The organism is Maribacter ulvicola, assembly GCF_900155985.1.
Lineage (GTDB): Bacteria > Bacteroidota > Bacteroidia > Flavobacteriales > Flavobacteriaceae > Maribacter > Maribacter ulvicola.
The window spans coordinates 1,836,234-1,855,771 of the sequence record NZ_FTMA01000001.1 but is presented as its reverse complement, the minus strand read 5'-3'; the positions used below and the strand labels follow the sequence as shown (position 1 = coordinate 1,855,771).

5 protein-coding genes are annotated in these 19,538 nt (G+C 37.3%); all 5 read left to right on the top strand.

All coding sequences use genetic code 11. From position 1 onward, the window contains the following. Window positions 1–54 precede the first annotated feature (54 nt). Window positions 55–12,918, top strand: coding sequence for a T9SS type B sorting domain-containing protein (locus BW936_RS07935; protein WP_076547792.1), 12,864 nt, complete (start codon window positions 55–57; stop codon window positions 12,916–12,918). A gap of 163 nt (window positions 12,919–13,081) precedes the next feature. After that, the gene (locus BW936_RS07930; protein WP_244156179.1) at window positions 13,082–15,103 is read left to right on the top strand and encodes a DUF11 domain-containing protein; all 2,022 of its coding nucleotides are present in this window, start codon (window positions 13,082–13,084) and stop codon (window positions 15,101–15,103) included. A 67-nt stretch (window positions 15,104–15,170) separates the two neighbouring features. Beyond that, on the top strand, window positions 15,171–16,073 hold the full coding sequence (locus tag BW936_RS07925) for an ABC transporter ATP-binding protein (RefSeq protein WP_076547790.1): 903 nt from the start codon (window positions 15,171–15,173) through the stop codon (window positions 16,071–16,073). A 12-nt stretch (window positions 16,074–16,085) separates the two neighbouring features. Next, the gene (locus tag BW936_RS07920) at window positions 16,086–16,919 is read left to right on the top strand and encodes an ABC transporter permease (protein WP_076547789.1); all 834 of its coding nucleotides are present in this window, start codon (window positions 16,086–16,088) and stop codon (window positions 16,917–16,919) included. 410 nt (window positions 16,920–17,329) lie between these two features. Then, on the top strand, window positions 17,330–19,318 hold the full coding sequence (gene uvrB, locus BW936_RS07915; RefSeq protein ID WP_076547788.1) for an excinuclease ABC subunit UvrB: 1,989 nt from the start codon (window positions 17,330–17,332) through the stop codon (window positions 19,316–19,318). The last annotated feature ends 220 nt before the right edge of the window (window positions 19,319–19,538 follow it).

Sequence of the window (19,538 nt, the reverse complement as noted above, 5' to 3'; positions counted from 1 at the left end):
AGCCAGAAGAAGAAAGCTCACTTTATTTGTTTTTTACTACTTGAAACCATACCAATGAATACTTCGCTTAAAACGATCCTAAAGTTTTTACTATTTATTCTAATTGCATTTAATTCATTTTCAGGAATTTCGCAATTAAGTGACCTTCATTATTTACCACCAATGAAGCAAGGTCAAAATAACGCAGGTATTCAGAACCAAGCAATTCATTTATCTACACCAGAAACATCTCCATTCAATGTTTATGTCTATAGAGGTACCTCTAACACAGTTTTAAGAACGATAACGATAGATAATCTAAATCCCGGTGTTTGGACACTTCCCAATGGTGATAACAATATTACGCTAGTAACCAATGCTAATACTGGAACCGTACTTACCAATAGCGGGTTACGTTTTATAGCTGCCAATGGTGAAAAATTTTATGTGAATTACCGGGGTAAGTCCAATGCACAAGCGGCTTCATTAACGGCAAAGGGCAGGCAAGCAATGGGTACTAATTTTAAATGGGGCGGTGTACCTAACAAGGGTAGTCATTCATCTAAATCTAACACCCTTGGTATTATGGCTACGGAAGATAATACTACCGTAGTTTTATCTGGTTATGATCCTGGTTGTGAATTTAGGGTAGGTAACCAAAGAGCAGGCATTACTACAAATTCACATACGATAACATTAAATGCCAACGAATCTTTTGTATATGAAACCTACATAGGTACAGCTCCCACAAAAGCACATGAAGATGGTTGGATCGGTGCTTCTATAGTTGCTACAAAAGATATTGTGATAAGCAATGGCGCTATAAACTTTGGTAGTGAAAATGGTCAAAGTCATAGAGATGCAGGTATAGACCAACCAGTACCTATTAATAAACTAGGTAAAGATTATGTGTTTATTAGAGGTAACGGTAACACTAACGGTCTAACGGAGTTTCCTTTGGTTATTGCTACAGCAGATAATACTCAAGTATTCATAAATGGCAGTACTTCCGCTATTGCCACCATTGATAATGGTGAATACTTTAAGATACCAAGTAGCTATTACTCTAATAATTCAGCTGGTGCAAATATGTTTGTACAGACCTCTAAAGATGTTTATGCTTATCAATCTATTGCCGGATCAAGTGCTTTGTACACACAAGGGCTTAATTTTGTAGCCCCGGTAAACTGTTTGTTGCCAGATGTAATGGACAACATACCAAATATTAGAAACATTGCCGGTAGTATTGTTACCGGTGGCCTTACCATCATTGCTTCTGTAAATACTTCAGATGCCAATATTAAAGTGTATGAAGATGGTGTTGAAGTTTCCAAACCTGCCTCTGACCCCGTTGCCGGATCAGATGACTGGAAAACATTTTATGTTCCAAACTTAAATGGCAACATCAACGTGACTTCAACAGGCCCAATGGCCATTGGTTTTTTTGGATTCAACGGGGCACAAGGTGTTGCTGGCTATTTCTCTGGTTTTGATACTGTACCAGAGGTAGTTTTAAAGATCAACGGAGGTGTAGAGGGAGAATGCTTTTCCGGCTCCAGTATTTTTGAAGCTTCAGATGATAATTTTGACGCTTACCAATGGTTCTTTGATGGAGAAATAATTCCTGGTGCAAATGCATATGATTATGCAGCTACTGTAGCCGGTGATTATTATGTTAGAGGAACAAAAGGACCCTGCACCTACGATTCCCAAACTATTAAAATTTTCTATTGTGAACCTGATGTTCTAATTGAAAAAACCGTAGATAAACCGGAAATAATTGAAGGCGAAACTGCTACTTTTACCATTAGGGCAGAAAATCTTTATTTTAATGATATTACCAATCTACAAATAACAGACAATATCCCTGCAGGTTTAACATTAGTATCTGCATCTACGATTACGGGATCTTTCAACGGAAGCGTTTGGAATATTGGCACATTAGAACCTGGAGAAGTAGCATTATTAACCTTAAAGGTCTCTGCAGACGAAATTGACACGTTACCTTTGCTCAACCTCACTAATACGGTTACCAATACTCAAGACCAAACGGATGCCAATATTACAACGGACAAGCCCTCTGCTAGATTAATTGTGCATAACGATTTTGATAAGGACGGCGTAGTGGATAGTGTTGATTTGGATGATGATAATGATGGAATTTTTGATACCGTTGAACAAATGTGCATCATTTCTGATGATGTAGTCTTCACTTTGCCATCGACTACGGTACAAGGTGGAAGTGCCGTTACCGAAATTTTCACGAATTTTAATGATTTTTGGAGAAGTTCATCTTCTTCAAAGAACCCGGTATTACCTAACTTATCGCATGAATTATTGGCATTCACCTCATCGGGTACCACTTTTACCACCGGGGTGTTAGACGATGACCTCTATGATACTAACGGAAATGGTTTATTAGACGGTATAGATTCTAATAATGATGGTATTCCAAATATTTCGGCCACAGCATCTAAATGGATGGCCTTATCCCCTTCAAAAAACATTTATAATGAGGCAACTATAGAAGCCAGTCTTAATGATGGTAACCTTAATAACGCAGTAGGATTAACGGTAGTAAACAATCCTACAACAGACCCATTAAACCCTTTATTGACCAACGGACAGAACGGATTAGATCTTGGTACCGGAATTGCGAACATTGGTGATACATGGACTTATGAGATTGACCCTATTGTAGCTACTAACGTGGGTGATGGTATACCTGATATTTTGCTGACCCAGGTTGCAGATCCCAATGGTGTAGCCCATACCGTAAGTCTTTATGATGCAACGGGTGCTCCACTTGGTAATGCAGTACGCGTGCAGGCCACAGGTGGTGGAGCGCTTGACAATGTAGTTGGTTCATACAGCTTAGATGTTTACCATGAAAACGGAAGCGTTTTCTTTAATAAAACCACTAGAGATTATCGCTTGGCCACGGTTGAATTGTCAGAATTTGGTATTCCTGTTACTAATTTGGGGGATGTATCCTATCTACGATTAGAACTTAGTTCAAATGCAGATGTTGCCTTTTTATCCTATAATACAGCGTCCTTTTCTGGATTTTGTGCGAATCTAGATACCGATATGGATGGCTTTCCCGATCATTTAGACTTAGATAGCGATGGCGATGGCTGTAGTGATGCCAACGAATATTATAAAGATGATAACGCCGACGGTGGTGATGGTGGTGAATATGGCACAGGTGTTCCTGTTGTAGACCCAACGGATGGTACCGTAAACGATGCATCTTACAATAAGGTATTTGCTCCGGTAATTGTTTTGGGCAACACTTCAGAAACATTAAGTGATACGGATATTAATGGACAAAATGTTGATTTAGGCGACACTTATAATTATGTATTAAGATTTCAAAATACCGGTGATGACCATGCAACTGGTTTTACCATCAAAAATGTATTACCAGACAATGTAAGCCTAGACGCAATAAACTTTGATGATGCCCCGGGAGTAAGTAGTAGTTATGAAGAGAGTACTAAAACTATAACCTTTACCATACCCAATGATTTGGTTCAGATTGATGACCCAGAGTACAAGATAAAAATAACCGTATCCGTAGCAGGCGACTGTTCTGAGTTTGTAGCGGCATGTGCCTCTCTATTAGAAAACCATGCATATGCAACTTATTCAGGTACTTTAAACACCAACACCTTTTCTGATGAAGATGGCAGTAACCCCGCAGGTGCCTGTATCACCACTTTAGAAGTCCCGGCCAATAATGTTTCTGATGCTTTAACAAATTGTAATAGTGCACGAACAGTAGAACTTTGTGGCGCTAGTGGAACGCTTTCTGCGGGTCTAGGTTTTGATACCTACACTTGGGCAATTGACACCAACAATAATGGATCTATAGATTCAGAAGATACCATCTTAGATGACGGTACTTCAAACACATTAACAGTAACTACCGTAGGTAACTATATCGTTGAAAAAACATCAACTTCTGGTTGTGCCAATCATACAGAATTAATCACCGTAGAGCGTTATGGTGAAACACAGACCAACCCAATTATCAGCTATTTAAATCAAGTAAATAGCGACAGTAATCCAGATAATGATATTCAGGGAGAAACCGTTACTTGTTCTAATGATAACAGTTCAATGCCACATATTTTCCTTTGTGGTGATACTGATAGTGCATTTATACAATTAGGTATAACGGATGCTTTAAGTATTAAATGGGAAAAACTTGACGAAGCCAGCTGTAATACGGCTACTTGTGGTGATGTAAGTGATGATTGTGCGAACACTAATGGCGGATGGACATGGAACGAGGTAACGGATACCGATAATTTTACCGTAACCGAAAGTGGTAAATACAGAGTAGTTATTGGTTATGAAGGCGGCTGTTTCAGTAGATTCTATTTCAATGTATACCAAAATACGTTAGATATTCCAGAGCCAGATTCCTCTGATATCATTTGTAATACAGAAGGGTCTATAAGGGTAATAGATTTAGGTTCCGGTTATGGTTATCAGTTATTTGATGTAGAAAATAATAATATAGCAGTACCGTTCAGCGCAGGCGAGGGTCCAAACTTTGCTATTGCAACTAGCGGTACATATAAAGTACAGATCACACAGCTTAATCCATCAACAGGTGTACCAATAGAGAACAGTTGTGTATTTGAAACCGAAGAAATTGGTATTTCTGAAAGAATTTTTAAAGTGACGCCTAGCACTACTCCATTTGACTGTTCAGATGCAGGTACGATTTCTATACAAGCATTGAACGTTTCTCCAGAATATAGCTATGAATTATACTTTGACAATGGTAGCGGTGGCAAAGGTGCATTAGTGGCAAATAACTTGGTTTCATCAGACAACACTCATACGTTTACTGGTCTTGCAGCAGATGATTACGTTATTGTAACCTCTACCGTAGACGGTTGTTCAGATGAGCGTACCATTACTGTAGATGAAATTCCAGAACTAAAATTAACGGCTACAAATCAAGATAACATTACATGTACTTCCGGTGTAATTAATTTAACGGCCACTGGTGGTACAACAGGTTATGAATATGCTATTTACAGTAAAGATGGTGTGGCTCCATATGCGGACGAAACTACCATTCCAGATTCCGACTTCTCATCTAATCCTTCATTTTTATTTGGATATGAAGGTAATCCTTCTACATATGTACCTAATGAAGATGGCCAATATGTATTTGTAATTAGAGATGATAATGGCTGTTACGGATTTTCTAATATTGTACAAATGGAAGATTTGGGTACTATAACCATTAGTGCATCAAATACGGATATTATATGTGCAGATTCTTCTACAGCTGTATTAACCATTACCGCATCTGGTGGTAATGCACCCTACCAATATAGTCTAGATGGTGGTACCACGTACCAAACGGAAAACTTCTTTAATAATCTAGCTGCCGGTATTTATACTATTACAGTTAAGGATACCAATAGCAATCCTGGTAATGCTTGTACAGAAACTTTAAAGTATGAAGTTACCCAACCATTTACGTTAACGGCATCCCCTTCTATTATAGAAGATGCGTCATGTGATACATCTGGTGCGGCGACACCCACTGCTTTAGTGAAGATTTTAAATGGTAGTGGCGGTCAAGCTCCGTATAAATATAGTTTTGACGGTGGTGGTACGTTCTCTTCAGTTGACGAACAACGTTTAACACCAGGCACGTATCAATTGGCTATAAAAGATGCTTTAGGATGTTCTACAGATTTAGAAATAACCGTACCTACAGCCGCTATAGCCCCTACTTTCACTAATGATATTACGTATGAGTGCGATGGTGACGGTGTAATAACCATTACCCCTTCTAACACTACAGACTTTACATATACTTATAAATTAAACGGTAGCGACAATTCTCCGTTAGACAGTAATGTATTCAATGATGTGGCATCGGGCACTCAAACAATAACAGTTGGCTATACCAGTTCTATTGCTGCTGAGCAAAGCACATTGTTCCTTGAAGATTTTGGAGCCGGTGTTACTACACAGATAGCAGAAATTGGTGCAGGGTATTGCTATGAGCCACAAGACGGTACGGAAACGGACTGTAATTTAGGACCTGCAGGAATTCTTGTAAATGCTGAATATGCGGTCACCAATAGAATAACCAATCCAAATGCTTCTTGGAGAAGTCCAAATGACCATACAGGTGTAACCGATGGTAGGTTTATGGCAATTGGTGTAAGTACCTCAGCAGGAAACAACAATATTTTATGGTCAAGAACAGGATTGGAAGCTCTTGCCAATGAAGATATCACCATATCTTTCTACGCATATAATATTTTAAAAGATAATGCTTCAGGTAACGATCCAGAAGTATTGGTAGAATTGGTTGATGGTTCCGGTACTGTAATCAGTAGTCAGGCTACCGCAGCTATTCCACAAAACAACAACGCAGACGACTGGCATTTAAGAACCGTTACGTTTAATCCTGGAGCAAATACTGCAGTTGGTGTTGTATTACGTACCAATCTTGATAGTGACAATGGAAATTTCTTAGTACTAGATGATATTCAGGCTTCACAGACCCCTGAGTTATGCAAAAAAACTAAAGATATTACAGTTATTGTAGAGTCTGGTCAAAGATTTGAAGTCGCTATTTTAGGTAGTACCGACCCTACATGTAGCGGTAGTGACAATGGAAGTATTCGATTTGAAGTTTCTAATTTTAATTCAACTGTAGGTTATCAATATTCTATTGATAATGGAGCAACTTGGGTTACGGAAACAACATCACCGATTACTACACCGACAACTCTTGCCGATGGCACGTATACCGTTATGGTCCAAAAAATTGACGATAATACATGTACGGCAACCTCTGCGACTTCGGTTACGTTGACATCACCTACTGCTTTGACTGCAGATTTACAAAAAATGACAAAATACAGTTGTTTCAATACAGGTGCAACGTTACAGGCTTCTGCAGAGGAAGGTACACCTGGTTATGAGTACCAATTAGAGCTGACCGATAATACTATCGAAAGAGCTTTTACTACCTCTCCTCAATTCTTGAACGTACCAGCTGGTAGTTACCATGTTAGGGTTAGAGATCAGAATAACTGTGAAGTGGTATCAACTACAACAGTGACCGTAATTCAACCAGAAACTATTGCTTTTGATTTAACGGCGACACAATGTTATGATGGTCAAAACAATGGTACGGTAACTACTACAGTAACAAATGGTAACGGCAATTACTCCTTTAGAATAAACGGCGGAGCGTGGCAAACACCATCTCCTATTACCAATGTAAGTTACACTTTCAACAATTTATCAGAAGGTACATATGATGTGGAAGTAAATGACCAATTTGGTTGTGCAACTTCTATTCAATCTATAACTATTGCGCCTACAATATCGCTTAGCGTAGTGGCCGTAAATGCAAGTTCATGTGCCGCTGGTAGTTTAACGGCAACTGCTTCTGGCGGAGACAACAATTTCATGTATGCATTTATACCTTCTGGGAATACAGTAACCGATGCTGATTTCTCTGCTAGTAGTACTACAAATATTCCTTTGGCGGACATAGATGATTACGATATTTACGTAAGAGATAAAGCAAATGGCACAGATGCTTGCCAGACCATGGTAACAGAAACTATTGCTGCCAATCCGGTATTGGATATTACAGCAGTAGCCACAGACCCAGATTGTCATGATGGTACCGGTAATATTGAAGTAACTATTAACGATGGTCTTTCTCCTTTCGATTATAGATTGGTAGATAAAACCAATGGTACACCAGATCAAGTACAAACTGATGTAGTGGGAACTACCAAAACATACTATAACCTGACACCAGGTGAGTATGACGTTGTTATTAAGGACGAAGCTGGTTGTTCAGAAACAGAAACGGTAACTATTACCGCTCCAGATCAATTGACTGCAGATATTATATTAGCCTATGCTAGTGATTGTAATGGGTCCGATACTGACTTTGGTTTCGATTTTAGCATGGTAACCACAGGTCTTACAGGAACACTAGAATACAGTGACGATGGAGGTACAACTTGGCAATCATCAACAGCATTTAGAGGGTATATTTCTGGAGATGAAGTTTTCCCTTCCATTCGTACACTAGATGGTAGTAACAATTTAATCTGTCAAACAGATTTTCCAAGAGAAATAATACCTTATCCTCTTGATGATTTGGATATTACAACAACGTCAATTGTTGAAAATTGCGATGAACTAAAAGTAAAAGTACAAGGTGACCAAGGTTTACCAGGATACGAATATGCTGTTTCCAACGACCCCGCAAACTTTGACGAAAGTACGGCTATCTGGCATCCAGGAGGAAGCTTCCATTTAGATGGCAGTGCGGTATCAGCAGGTCATGGCATGTATGAGTTTACAAATTTAATACCTGGTAGAACATATGTATTTTACGTAAGAGATAACAATTCACCTGTATCTTGTATACGTCAAAGTACTGCAAATGTTAACGAAGAAGCCGATAATTTACCAATGACAATTACCGCTGACATTAGCCCTTCCTGTAGTGCAGCAAACAACGGTGAAATTACATATACGATAGTTGATGAAGATTCTATTACTGAATCGCATATGGAGTGGTTTTTATACGACCTCAGCGGTTCCCTTGTAGCTCAAAGTGTAGATTTAGCAAATAACCCAAGTATAATTCCATATGAAGATGAAATTAAAATAAAAAACCTTGCGCCAGGCGAATACTATATTGAGGTTAAGCAAATTGATGGTTCCGGAAATCAAACATGTATAAGTGCAAGTGAAAATGCTATTTTAGATGAGTTAGAAAGTATAACAGGAGTCGTAAAATCTGATCAAGATATTTCTTGTGAAAACCCTGGGTTAATTTTAATCGAGAATGTACAAGGTGGTGGGGGTACTTATTTCTTTACCATTTCAGGTCCTGCTCCTTTTGCTACTATTACAGCAACCGGTGACAACCCTATAGAAATAGCTGCAAATTCACCTGCCGGAACTTATACGGTTGAGGTAGAAGACCAATATGGTTGCTCTTATCCACTTAACGATGTTACCATGAATATGATGCCAGCACCAACTATAACTAATGTTGCTATTGTTAATTGTAATACCAATGCATCGGTTCATATAACTGCCACTGGTACAGGTACAATTCTTTATTCTATAGATGGTGGTAGTACATATCAAAACAATGGCGGCATATACGATTCAGTACCTGCCGGCAATTATGATGTATTTATCAAAAATGAAAGCGGTTGTACAGATACAATAAATATAGATGTTCATCCTACCCTACAAGCATCGGCAACTTTAGCCAAGCAGTCAGGTTGTGGCATTGGTTTTGAAGCCGAAATAGCTATTAAAGGTATTTCAGGTTCAGGAAACTATGAGTTCGAAATTCTTGACAGTGCATCTCTACCAATTGAAGCTCAACAAACTCTTGCAGGTGGTGCAATGAACGTTCCAGTAAGCGTTCCAGATAATACTATAGATACAGATTATACGATCAATGTTTATGATATTGATACCGCTTCTCCTAATTGTTTTAGAACATTTACGGTGACCATACCTGCGGCTATTCGTCCAGATTTTACGGCAACCCCAATTGAGGTTAGTTGTTCAGGTGCTGATGATGGTAGCATAGAATTGGTTCAAGTGAATAACGGCAACAATCCGTTGACCTATGATTTAAATCCAGTTCCAGCTATAGTAGGTTGGAATGCAGCTACCCATTGGGACGTAGCTACACAATCATATATTGGTTTACCTGGTGGTTCGTATGAGGTAACCGCAAGAGGTCCGAATAACTGCACCACAGTAAAAACAGTAGTTGTAGATGAAAATACAGCTATAACATTTACTGCTCCGGTTCCAGTACAATTTGGTTGTGCTACCGGTAATGACGGTGATAATGCCACAATAACAATAGACGTAAGTTTAATAAATGGTGGTAGTGGTACGCACAATCGTTTTGAATTCATTGATGATGCAACTTCTACCGTACTTCAAAACAGCAGAGATTTAACGTACACACACACCGATGCGGCTGGTGGTGATATCATTGTTCGTGTATATGATGACGAAGGTTGTTCTGCAGAACACATAGTTACCATAGACCCTTATGATACTTTTATTGACGCAACAGTAATAGTAGATAGAGATTTAGATTGTGTTAACAGTGGTGAAAATATAACCATAGATGTAACTAGTACAGTTACCAATACGACTGCTAATCTTGCTAACTATGAGTTTAGATTATTACCATCTGCTACTTACCAAACAGGTAATAATGTATTTACCAACTTGGCAATTGGCACATATACTATTGGTATTAGAAATGTAACTACAGGTTGTGAAATAACAAGAACCCATATTGTTGAAGATCCTAACACATTTACTATTGAAGTGAATAAACTTTCAGATGTGGTTTGTTTTGGAACAGACGGGGCTATTGAGGTGACCTTTACCGATACTACCTATACTGGCGATTTTAACTGGGAAGTTATAAATGCCGATGGAACAGCTACTGCACGTACAGATGATGCCGACACCTTTGCAGGAACAGGTACAACAGCTTCTATTCCAGTAGCTGCGGGTAGTTATATTTTGAGAGCTTCACAAGTTGGAACTCCTGAATGTATTCAAGAAAGAGCATTTACGATTACATCTCCTAGTGCTGCAATAACATTAGCGACCATAGCAACCACAGATGTAGGTTGTAGTAATGACATGGGTACTGCAAACATTACACCAAATGGAGGTGAAGGACCTTTCGATATTGTATTAACACATGCTAGTTCAACTACTTACACGGCTAATCAAGTATACAGTAATTTATTTACCGGTTTAAGTGATGGTCAGTATACTGTAGAAATTACCGATAGTTTAGGTTGTACAGAAACCTTTACCAATGCATTTACGTTGACTCCGCCAGAACCAATTGTTGCCAATATTCAAACTGTTGTAGGTTTAGAGTGTGAAGGTGATACGGACGGAATAATTACCGCAGGATTTATACCAAGATCAGTAGTTACAAATTACAGGTACATGCTTAAAACGTATGATAGTAATACTACGGGTGCCAATCTTTTACAGACATCCAGCACCCAAACCTCCCCTACATTTAGCAACTTAAGGTCCGGCTACTATAGTATTACAATATTAGACGATTATAATTGTTCAGACGAAACTGCTATTGTAGAAATTGTAGAGCCTGTAGAAGTTAAAGGTCAATTAGTCACTGCGCAAAGAGCTACATGTTTAAATGAAGCTGAACTATTATTAACCGCATCTGGCGGTACAGGACCATATATGTGGAATACTGATGGTACTTCAACATTCAATGCCATGAATGAAATCAACGGACCTAACACCCATTTATTTACAGGTGTTCTGCCAAATACCTACCAGTACTATATTCAAGATAGTTTTGGTTGTATTTCGGTATTAAGTAATAGTGTTACTATCAATCCAATCATTCCTTTAACGATTACGTTAGATAACGATAACCCTACCATTAGTTGTTACGGTGACAATAGTGGAGTTATTAATGCGGAAGCGCAAGGCGGATTAGGAAATTATCAATATGCATTATTTTCTGATGCAGGTTTAATCAACGAAATTCGTCCAAATCAAACCACTGGTTTGTTTACAGATCTATTGGCAGGGCCATATTATGTAAGGGTGCAAAGCGATGATTGTGAAGAAACCTCTCAATTAATTACGATAACCCAGCCAAATGAACTTCTTATTGACACCGCCAATACCACTATTAACAACGTAACTTGTAATGGACAAGACGATGGTAGTATTACGGTGAATATGATTGGCGGTTCTGGTACATACCAATATGCAATATCACCAAATTTAGATAGATTTAGCGAAGACCATACGTTCAACAATTTGGCACCTGGTGATTATATCATCATAGCCCAAGATACCAACGGCTGTTTTGAAATAACAGAAGCAACCATAACCGAACCGGAAGTTCTTGAGGTGACCATAGCCAGCACTCCTGAAATTTGTGTTGGTGAAGAAGATGGTACAATTGACTTAACCCTAACTGGTGGTACGGCACCATATAGCACTCGTTTAGAAAGCGAAACAGACTTTGTTCAAGATAGATTGAGCTTTACCAACTTGGCAGCCGGTGATTACATCATATACATAGAAGATGCACAAGGTTGTGATGAAACATTAATCGTTACTATAGAACCAGGTATTAATCTTGGGGCAACCGTTGAGCCCATCTATGGTTGTAATGGTATTTCAGCAAGTACCTATGTCAATATTGTTCTTGATGACCCAAGTATAGAAGAAGATGTGTTATTTGGTTTAGATACTGTAGATCCATTAGAAATGCAATTAACACCTATGTTCAGAGAATTGGCTCCGGGTACACATTACATCAGTATTTCACATGCTAATGGATGTTTAACCACATATGATATTGAAATATTGGCATTTGACCCTCTTGAAATTACTGCTGAAGAAAGTAATATCAATCAGATTACCGCTACCGTAACCGGCGGTAGAGAAAACTACACCTATTATTTAGGTGATAAAGAAATGGGGGCTGAAAATGTATTCTACATTACCGAAACCAATACCTATGATGTAACCGTAGTAGATGAGAACGGATGTGAATCCACGGCAAGTATATTCATTGAATTCATTGATATAGAAATCCCTAATTTCTTTACACCAAATGGTGATGGAGAAAACGATTTTTGGAAGCCGGATAACATTGAAATATATCCAGAAATCTTTATTTCTATATATGATAGGTATGGTCGTTCAGTTTACACCTTCAAGGATAATGAAGACGGTTGGGATGGATTCTATCAGGAAAACGAGCTTCCAACAGGAGATTACTGGTACGTCATCAAATTAAATGGCGCAACCGATACTAGAGAATTTGTAGGTAATTTTACACTTTACAGATAACTAAAAAGTAGAGGTAGTAAAAATTTACCACCTCTACTTTTTTTATGAAAACAACATATTAACGGTGTTTGACAACTATTAATTGTCATTTAAAAATATAGTGAGTTTCTTTAAATGCTCATACCCCAAACATATAATGAGGCAAAAGTTAATTTTATTTATTGTGTTCATAACAGTCTCTGTAACTGGATATTCCCAGTTGAGTGACCTTCACTATTTACCGCCATTAAAACAAGGGGGCAATAATAATGCAATTAAAGAACAATACATATATCTATCTACTCCTGAAACCACATCATTTACAGTAAGTGTATTTCAAGGATCCTCAACAACTCCTTTTACTACCTTAAGTCTATCCAACACAACACCAAAAGAAATCGTTTTAGGAAATGGTAATAATAATATAACTCTTTTAACCGATAACAATACAGGTATCATATTATCAACAGCAGGTCTACGATTTAAATCTTCTGGAGGCGAAAAATACTATGTCAACTATAGAGGACGTTCAAGTGCACAAGCTACATCACTCACCAGCAAGGGTAGACAGGCTTTAGGCACACATTTTAAATGGGGTGGCATTCCAAATCGTGGTACTCATAGTAGTTTGTCAAATGTTCTAGGTATAATGGCAACCGAAGACGGTACAACCGTAACACTATCCGGATATAACCCAAATTGTGAGTTTAGACTTGAAAATGATCGAGACGGAATAACATCAAATTCTTATACCATATATTTAAATGCTAATGAAACTTTCGTTTTTGAAGCATACAAAGCTGAAACTAATGCCAATATTGATGGATGGATTGGTGCCGATATCATAGCAAACAAACCTATTGCAATCAGCAATGGAGGTCTTAATGTTGCTATAAGAAGCGGCGCTCCTAATAGAGATGCCGCCATTGACCAACCTGTTCCACAAGATAAAATTGGTAAAGAATATGTTTTTATTAGAGGAAACGGTACAACTGAAACAGAATTTCCAATTATAATAGGTACTCAAAATAATACCAATATTTATGTTAATGGTAACACAACACCAATTGCAACCATTAATGATGGAGATTATTATGAAATTCCTTCCTCAAACTATTCCGGTAATATTCCTGGTTCAAATATGTTTGTCACAACCTCTAAGGATGCTTATGCATACCAATGCATGGCAGGTGATTCTGCAATTCACACCATCGGGCTAAACTTTATTGCTCCTGTAAATTGTCTATTACCTGATTCTGTCGATAATATTAGCCATATTCAAGATGCTGCCGGTATTACAATGACAGGAGGTATTACTCTTATCGCCTCAACCTCAACTCCAGATGAGAACATAATTGTCACCGATGAAAGCGGAGCAGTAGCTCTACCCACATCAATACCTGTCACCGGTACTACAGAATGGAAAACATTCTATATCTCAGGGCTTACCGGAGATGTTAGCGTAAATTCCTCTGGACCTATAGCAGTAGGATTTTTAGGGTTCAATGGTGCCCGTGGTATTGCAGGGTACTTCTCAGGGTTTGATACCGTACCTGAAGTTGACCTTCAAGTCAACGGTGGAGGATGCTTACCTGGAGCCATAATTAATGTCATTGATGCTAATTTCGATGCCTATCAATGGTATCAAAATGGAACAATTGTTCCTGGAGCAATATACTCAAGCTACACCCCAACTGAAGCCGGTGATTTTTTCGTTAGAGTAACCAAGGGGGGGTGCTCTTATGATTCTCAACCTATTGCTGCATATTACTGTTTATCTGATGTTATTATCAAAAAAGTTGCAGATACAAATACAGTTATTGACGGTGATTTGGTCACTTTTACAATCACCGTAGAGAGCTTAGGTGTAGATCCTATTACAAATATTGTATTAACAGACGTATTGCCTAATGGCTTACTTTTTGTTTCTGCATCTTTTTCAAAAGGTAGCTTTACGTACCCAAACTGGTCTATAGACGATATGTACAGTGGTGACCTTGAAACTTTAACTTTGGTAACCCGTGCAACTTTACCCGATGTAAACACATCAACCTTTACATACACAAATAATATTAGTAATTCTCAGGATCAAACCGACACTAATATTACTACAGATGACCCATCCGAAACAATAACAGTAAATTTAAATACACCAACAACAGTTATTACTAATAGAAGAATAACCTACAGAACAACAAGATTTTAAAACTAATTTGTAACAATCCATCAAGTTACTCGTCAAGTAGAGGTAACCAATCAAAAAAACACTTGACGTGAGTACTATTCTAACAGTCAATCATCTTACCAAAAAATTCGGTCACCTTACTGCTGTAAAAGATTTATCGTTTACTATAGAGAAAGGTAATGTATATGGTATTCTTGGACCAAACGGCAGTGGCAAATCAACTACTCTTGGCATTGTATTAAACGTGGTCAATAAAACTAGCGGAGAATTCGCTTGGTTTGGTGGTAATACCTCGACACATGAGGCTTTAAAAAAAGTAGGTGCAATTATTGAGCGCCCAAACTTCTATCCGTATATGACTGCTTTGCAAAACCTAAAATTAGTTTGCAAAATTAAAGATGTTACCCAAAGTAAAATTGAAGAAAAGCTAGATTTAGTTGGACTTCTGGATAGAAAAAACAGCAAATTCAGAACTTTTTCCCTTGGGATGAAACAGCGTTTAGCTATTGCTTCTGCCCTATTGAACGATCCTGAAATATTAATCTTGGATGAACCTACCAATGGTCTAGATCCACAAGGTATTCATCAAATCAGGGAAATCATAAAGACGATTGCCGCTAAAGGAACTACCATTTTGTTGGCATCGCATTTATTAGATGAGGTAGAGAAAGTTTGTTCACATGTAGTCATTTTACGAAAAGGAGAAAAATTATACTCTGGCAGGGTAGATAGCTTACAAGCCAGTTTCGGCTTTTTTGAATTAAAATCTGATGACTTAGAAAAACTAAAATCGTACTTGAGTACTAATGAACATTTTGGCAGCATAAAACAAGAAAATGGATTGGTTACGGCAATTTTAACTTCAGAGTTAAATGCTCACACATTGAATAAACTACTTTTTGATAAAGGGATTATTGTATCTCATTTAGTAAAACGAAAAGAAAGTTTAGAAGAGCAATTTTTAGCCCTAACCAAAAATGTTAACGCCTAACAACCTACCATTATGATACGATTACTTCAAATAGAATTTATAAAATTATGGAATAACAGGGCAAGCAAGGTGTTGATTATTTCTTACTTCGCTCTTTTAACCTCTATAGCATTGGTAGCGGCCATAAAATTCGATATTGGCCCCATAAAGTTTCATTTGGCCGATCAGGGTATTTTCAACTTCCCATATATCTGGCATTTCAACACCTTCATCACCGCTTTTTTTAAACTATTTTTGGCGATAGTCATTGTTTCAATGATGTCCAATGAATACAGTAATAAAACAATAAAACAAAATTTAATTGACGGATTGTCAAAGAAGGAATTCATCCTTTCAAAATTCTTGACCGTCATTACTTTTTCGTTAGTTTCTACCATATTCGTGTTTATAGTTTCTTTAATTCTGGGGCTTGTTTACTCAGATTTTAATGAATTATCTATCATTTTCACCAATTTAGAGTTCCTTTTAGCCTTTTTTGTAAAACTAACAGGATTCTTTTCCTTTTGTCTTTTCTTAGGCGTTTTGGTAAAACGTTCAGCATTCGCCCTTGGTTTTCTAATACTTTGGCAAGTTTTAGAAGGTATATTTAGAGGCATTATTAGATGGAAGTTTTTTGATGGTGAAACCACAGATATCATCATGGGATTTTTTCCGTTACAAGCCATGTTCAATCTTATAAAAGAACCATTTTCAAGGTTAGGTGCCGTGCAATCTGTAGCTAACCAAATGGGTGAAAAACTAGCATTGGATTACTATATTCATTGGTATGAAATAGTGATTGTTCTAGCTTGGATCGCTATTTTCATTTATGGTTCATATGCTATTCTAAAAAGACGCGATCTCTAATACAACTATGAACAAAGACACTTAGATCTATTCATTGCTCAAGAATGTTTGTTATTAAAGAGCCCAAGTTGCGTTTTAACACTACTACTTTTAGATGCTGTAATTAACAGAAAGGTATTACCTTTAATTTCTAGGCTATTTTATTTCGTTTACAACGAATGACTAAACAGAGGTATCTGTAAACTTTTCCTATAATATAAAAAATGTATAACACCTAACCGCTCCTGTGTTTCAATAGAAATTTAAACAACACCTTTAGTGCAAACGAATACCATCTTTAGAATATTGGAACCAATTTGATAGACCGCAACCAATAGCATTTTTGGTGGTCATTATTCATTAAAACGATAACTACAACTAATCTTTTTTTTGAGCCCATTAAAATCGTACTTCTTTCGTAATTTTATGGCATGAAATTTAAAGTTGTATCAGAATTCAAACCCACTGGTGACCAGCCAAATGCTATAAAAGAATTGGTAAAGGGTATAAATGAAAAAGAAAAATTTCAAACATTACTGGGTGTTACCGGTTCAGGAAAAACATTTACCGTCGCCAATGTTATAGAAGAGGTCCAAAAACCTACATTGTTATTAGCCCACAACAAAACGTTGGCCGCACAGCTATATTCAGAATTTAAGCAGTTTTTCCCTGACAATGCGGTTGAGTATTTTGTGTCTTACTATGATTATTACCAACCAGAGGCATTTATACCAACAAGTGGTGTGTACATTGAAAAAGATCTTTCTATCAATGAAGATATTGAAAAGCTACGTCTAAGCACTACCTCTTCCTTATTATCAGGTCGCAGAGATGTAATCGTTATCGCATCGGTTTCTTGTTTGTACGGTATTGGTAATCCCATTGAATTTCAAAAAAATGTTATTTCTATACAAAAAGATCAAGTAATTGCTAGAACAAAACTAATGCATCAATTAGTGCAGTCCCTTTATTCTAGAACCATGGCTGATTTTAAAAATGGAAATTTCAGGGTTAAGGGAGACGTTGTAGACGTTTTTCCCAGTTACGCGGACCATGCCTATAGAATTCACTTTTTTGGAGACGAGATAGAGGAAATAGAGGCTTTTGACCCGTTTAACAACAAGGTCATAGAAGTATATGAGAATTTGAACATATACCCTGCTAACATGTTTGTAACGTCAAAAGACGTATTACAAAATGCCATTCATAATATACAAGATGATTTGGTGAAGCAGATAGACTACTTTAAAGATATTGCTAAACCTTTAGAAGCAAAACGTTTAGAAGAACGTACCAATTTTGACTTAGAAATGATACGTGAGTTAGGCTATTGTTCTGGTATTGAGAATTATTCTCGGTATTTAGACGGTCGTCAACCAGGTACTCGCCCCTTCTGTCTGTTAGATTATTTCCCAGATGATTACCTAATGGTCATTGATGAAAGCCACGTTACCATTCCTCAAGTACATGCCATGTACGGTGGTGACCGATCAAGAAAAGTAAACTTGGTAGATTATGGTTTTCGATTACCTGCCGCAATGGACAATAGACCTTTAAAATTTGAAGAGTTTGAAGCATTGCAAAATCAAGTTTTATATGTAAGTGCAACACCCGCAGATTATGAATTAGAATTAAGTCAGGGTGTTTATGTAGAGCAAGTAATTAGACCAACCGGACTTCTAGATCCCATTATTGAGGTAAGACCTAGCTTAAACCAAATTGATGATCTGGTAGAAGAAATACAAATTCGTGTAGAAAAAGATGAGCGGACCCTGGTAACCACTTTAACAAAAAGAATGGCAGAAGAGTTGGCAAAATATTTAGATAGAATTAATATTCGATGTAGATATATTCATAGCGATGTTGACACTTTAGAGCGTGTTGAAATTATGCAAGATTTACGAAAAGGTATTTTTGATGTACTAATTGGAGTTAATTTATTACGTGAAGGGTTAGACTTACCAGAAGTTTCATTAGTGGTTATTTTAGATGCTGATAAAGAAGGTTTTTTACGTAGTAATAGATCCTTAACACAAACTGTTGGTAGAGCTGCAAGAAACTTAAATGGACTTGCTATCATGTACGCAGATAAGATAACGGCAAGCATGCAAAAAACAATTGACGAAACAAATTATAGAAGACAAAAACAGATACAATATAATACAGACAATAACATAACGCCCAAAGCTTTGAACAAAAGTTTGGACAGTGTACTTTCTAAGAACTCAGTATCCACTTATCACTTCATTAAAGAGGAGCTAAGAGCAGCAGAACCAGACATGGACTATCTTACAAAAGAACAAACTGAAAAGCTGATAAAGGACAAAAGAAAGGCTATGGAAAAAGCTGCAAAAGAATTAGATTTCATGCAGGCAGCGAAGCTAAGAGATGAAATAAAGTTGCTACAAGAGCAAGAATAAACCAAGTTTTAATACCATTACACTAAAATAAGAAAAATTTCTATATCAACTTTATATTACCACACATATATCATTGGAATACAATGATTTAAATAAATTTTTTAGACAAGGCTAAAAGGATAATATTCTTATTAAAATTGCTTTATAAGGTGTTTTTCAGTAGATTCTCATCTAATTCTAGATTAACAACTGTTCTTCAAATACTAAAACTGGATGGTAA

Coding starts and splice junctions, on each gene's coding strand:
- BW936_RS07920 (WP_076547789.1), top strand. CDS start 16,086: ATGATACGATTACTTCAAATAGAATTTATAAAATTATGGAATAACAGG.
- BW936_RS07935 (WP_076547792.1), top strand. CDS start 55: ATGAATACTTCGCTTAAAACGATCCTAAAGTTTTTACTATTTATTCTA.
- uvrB (WP_076547788.1), top strand. CDS start 17,330: ATGAAATTTAAAGTTGTATCAGAATTCAAACCCACTGGTGACCAGCCA.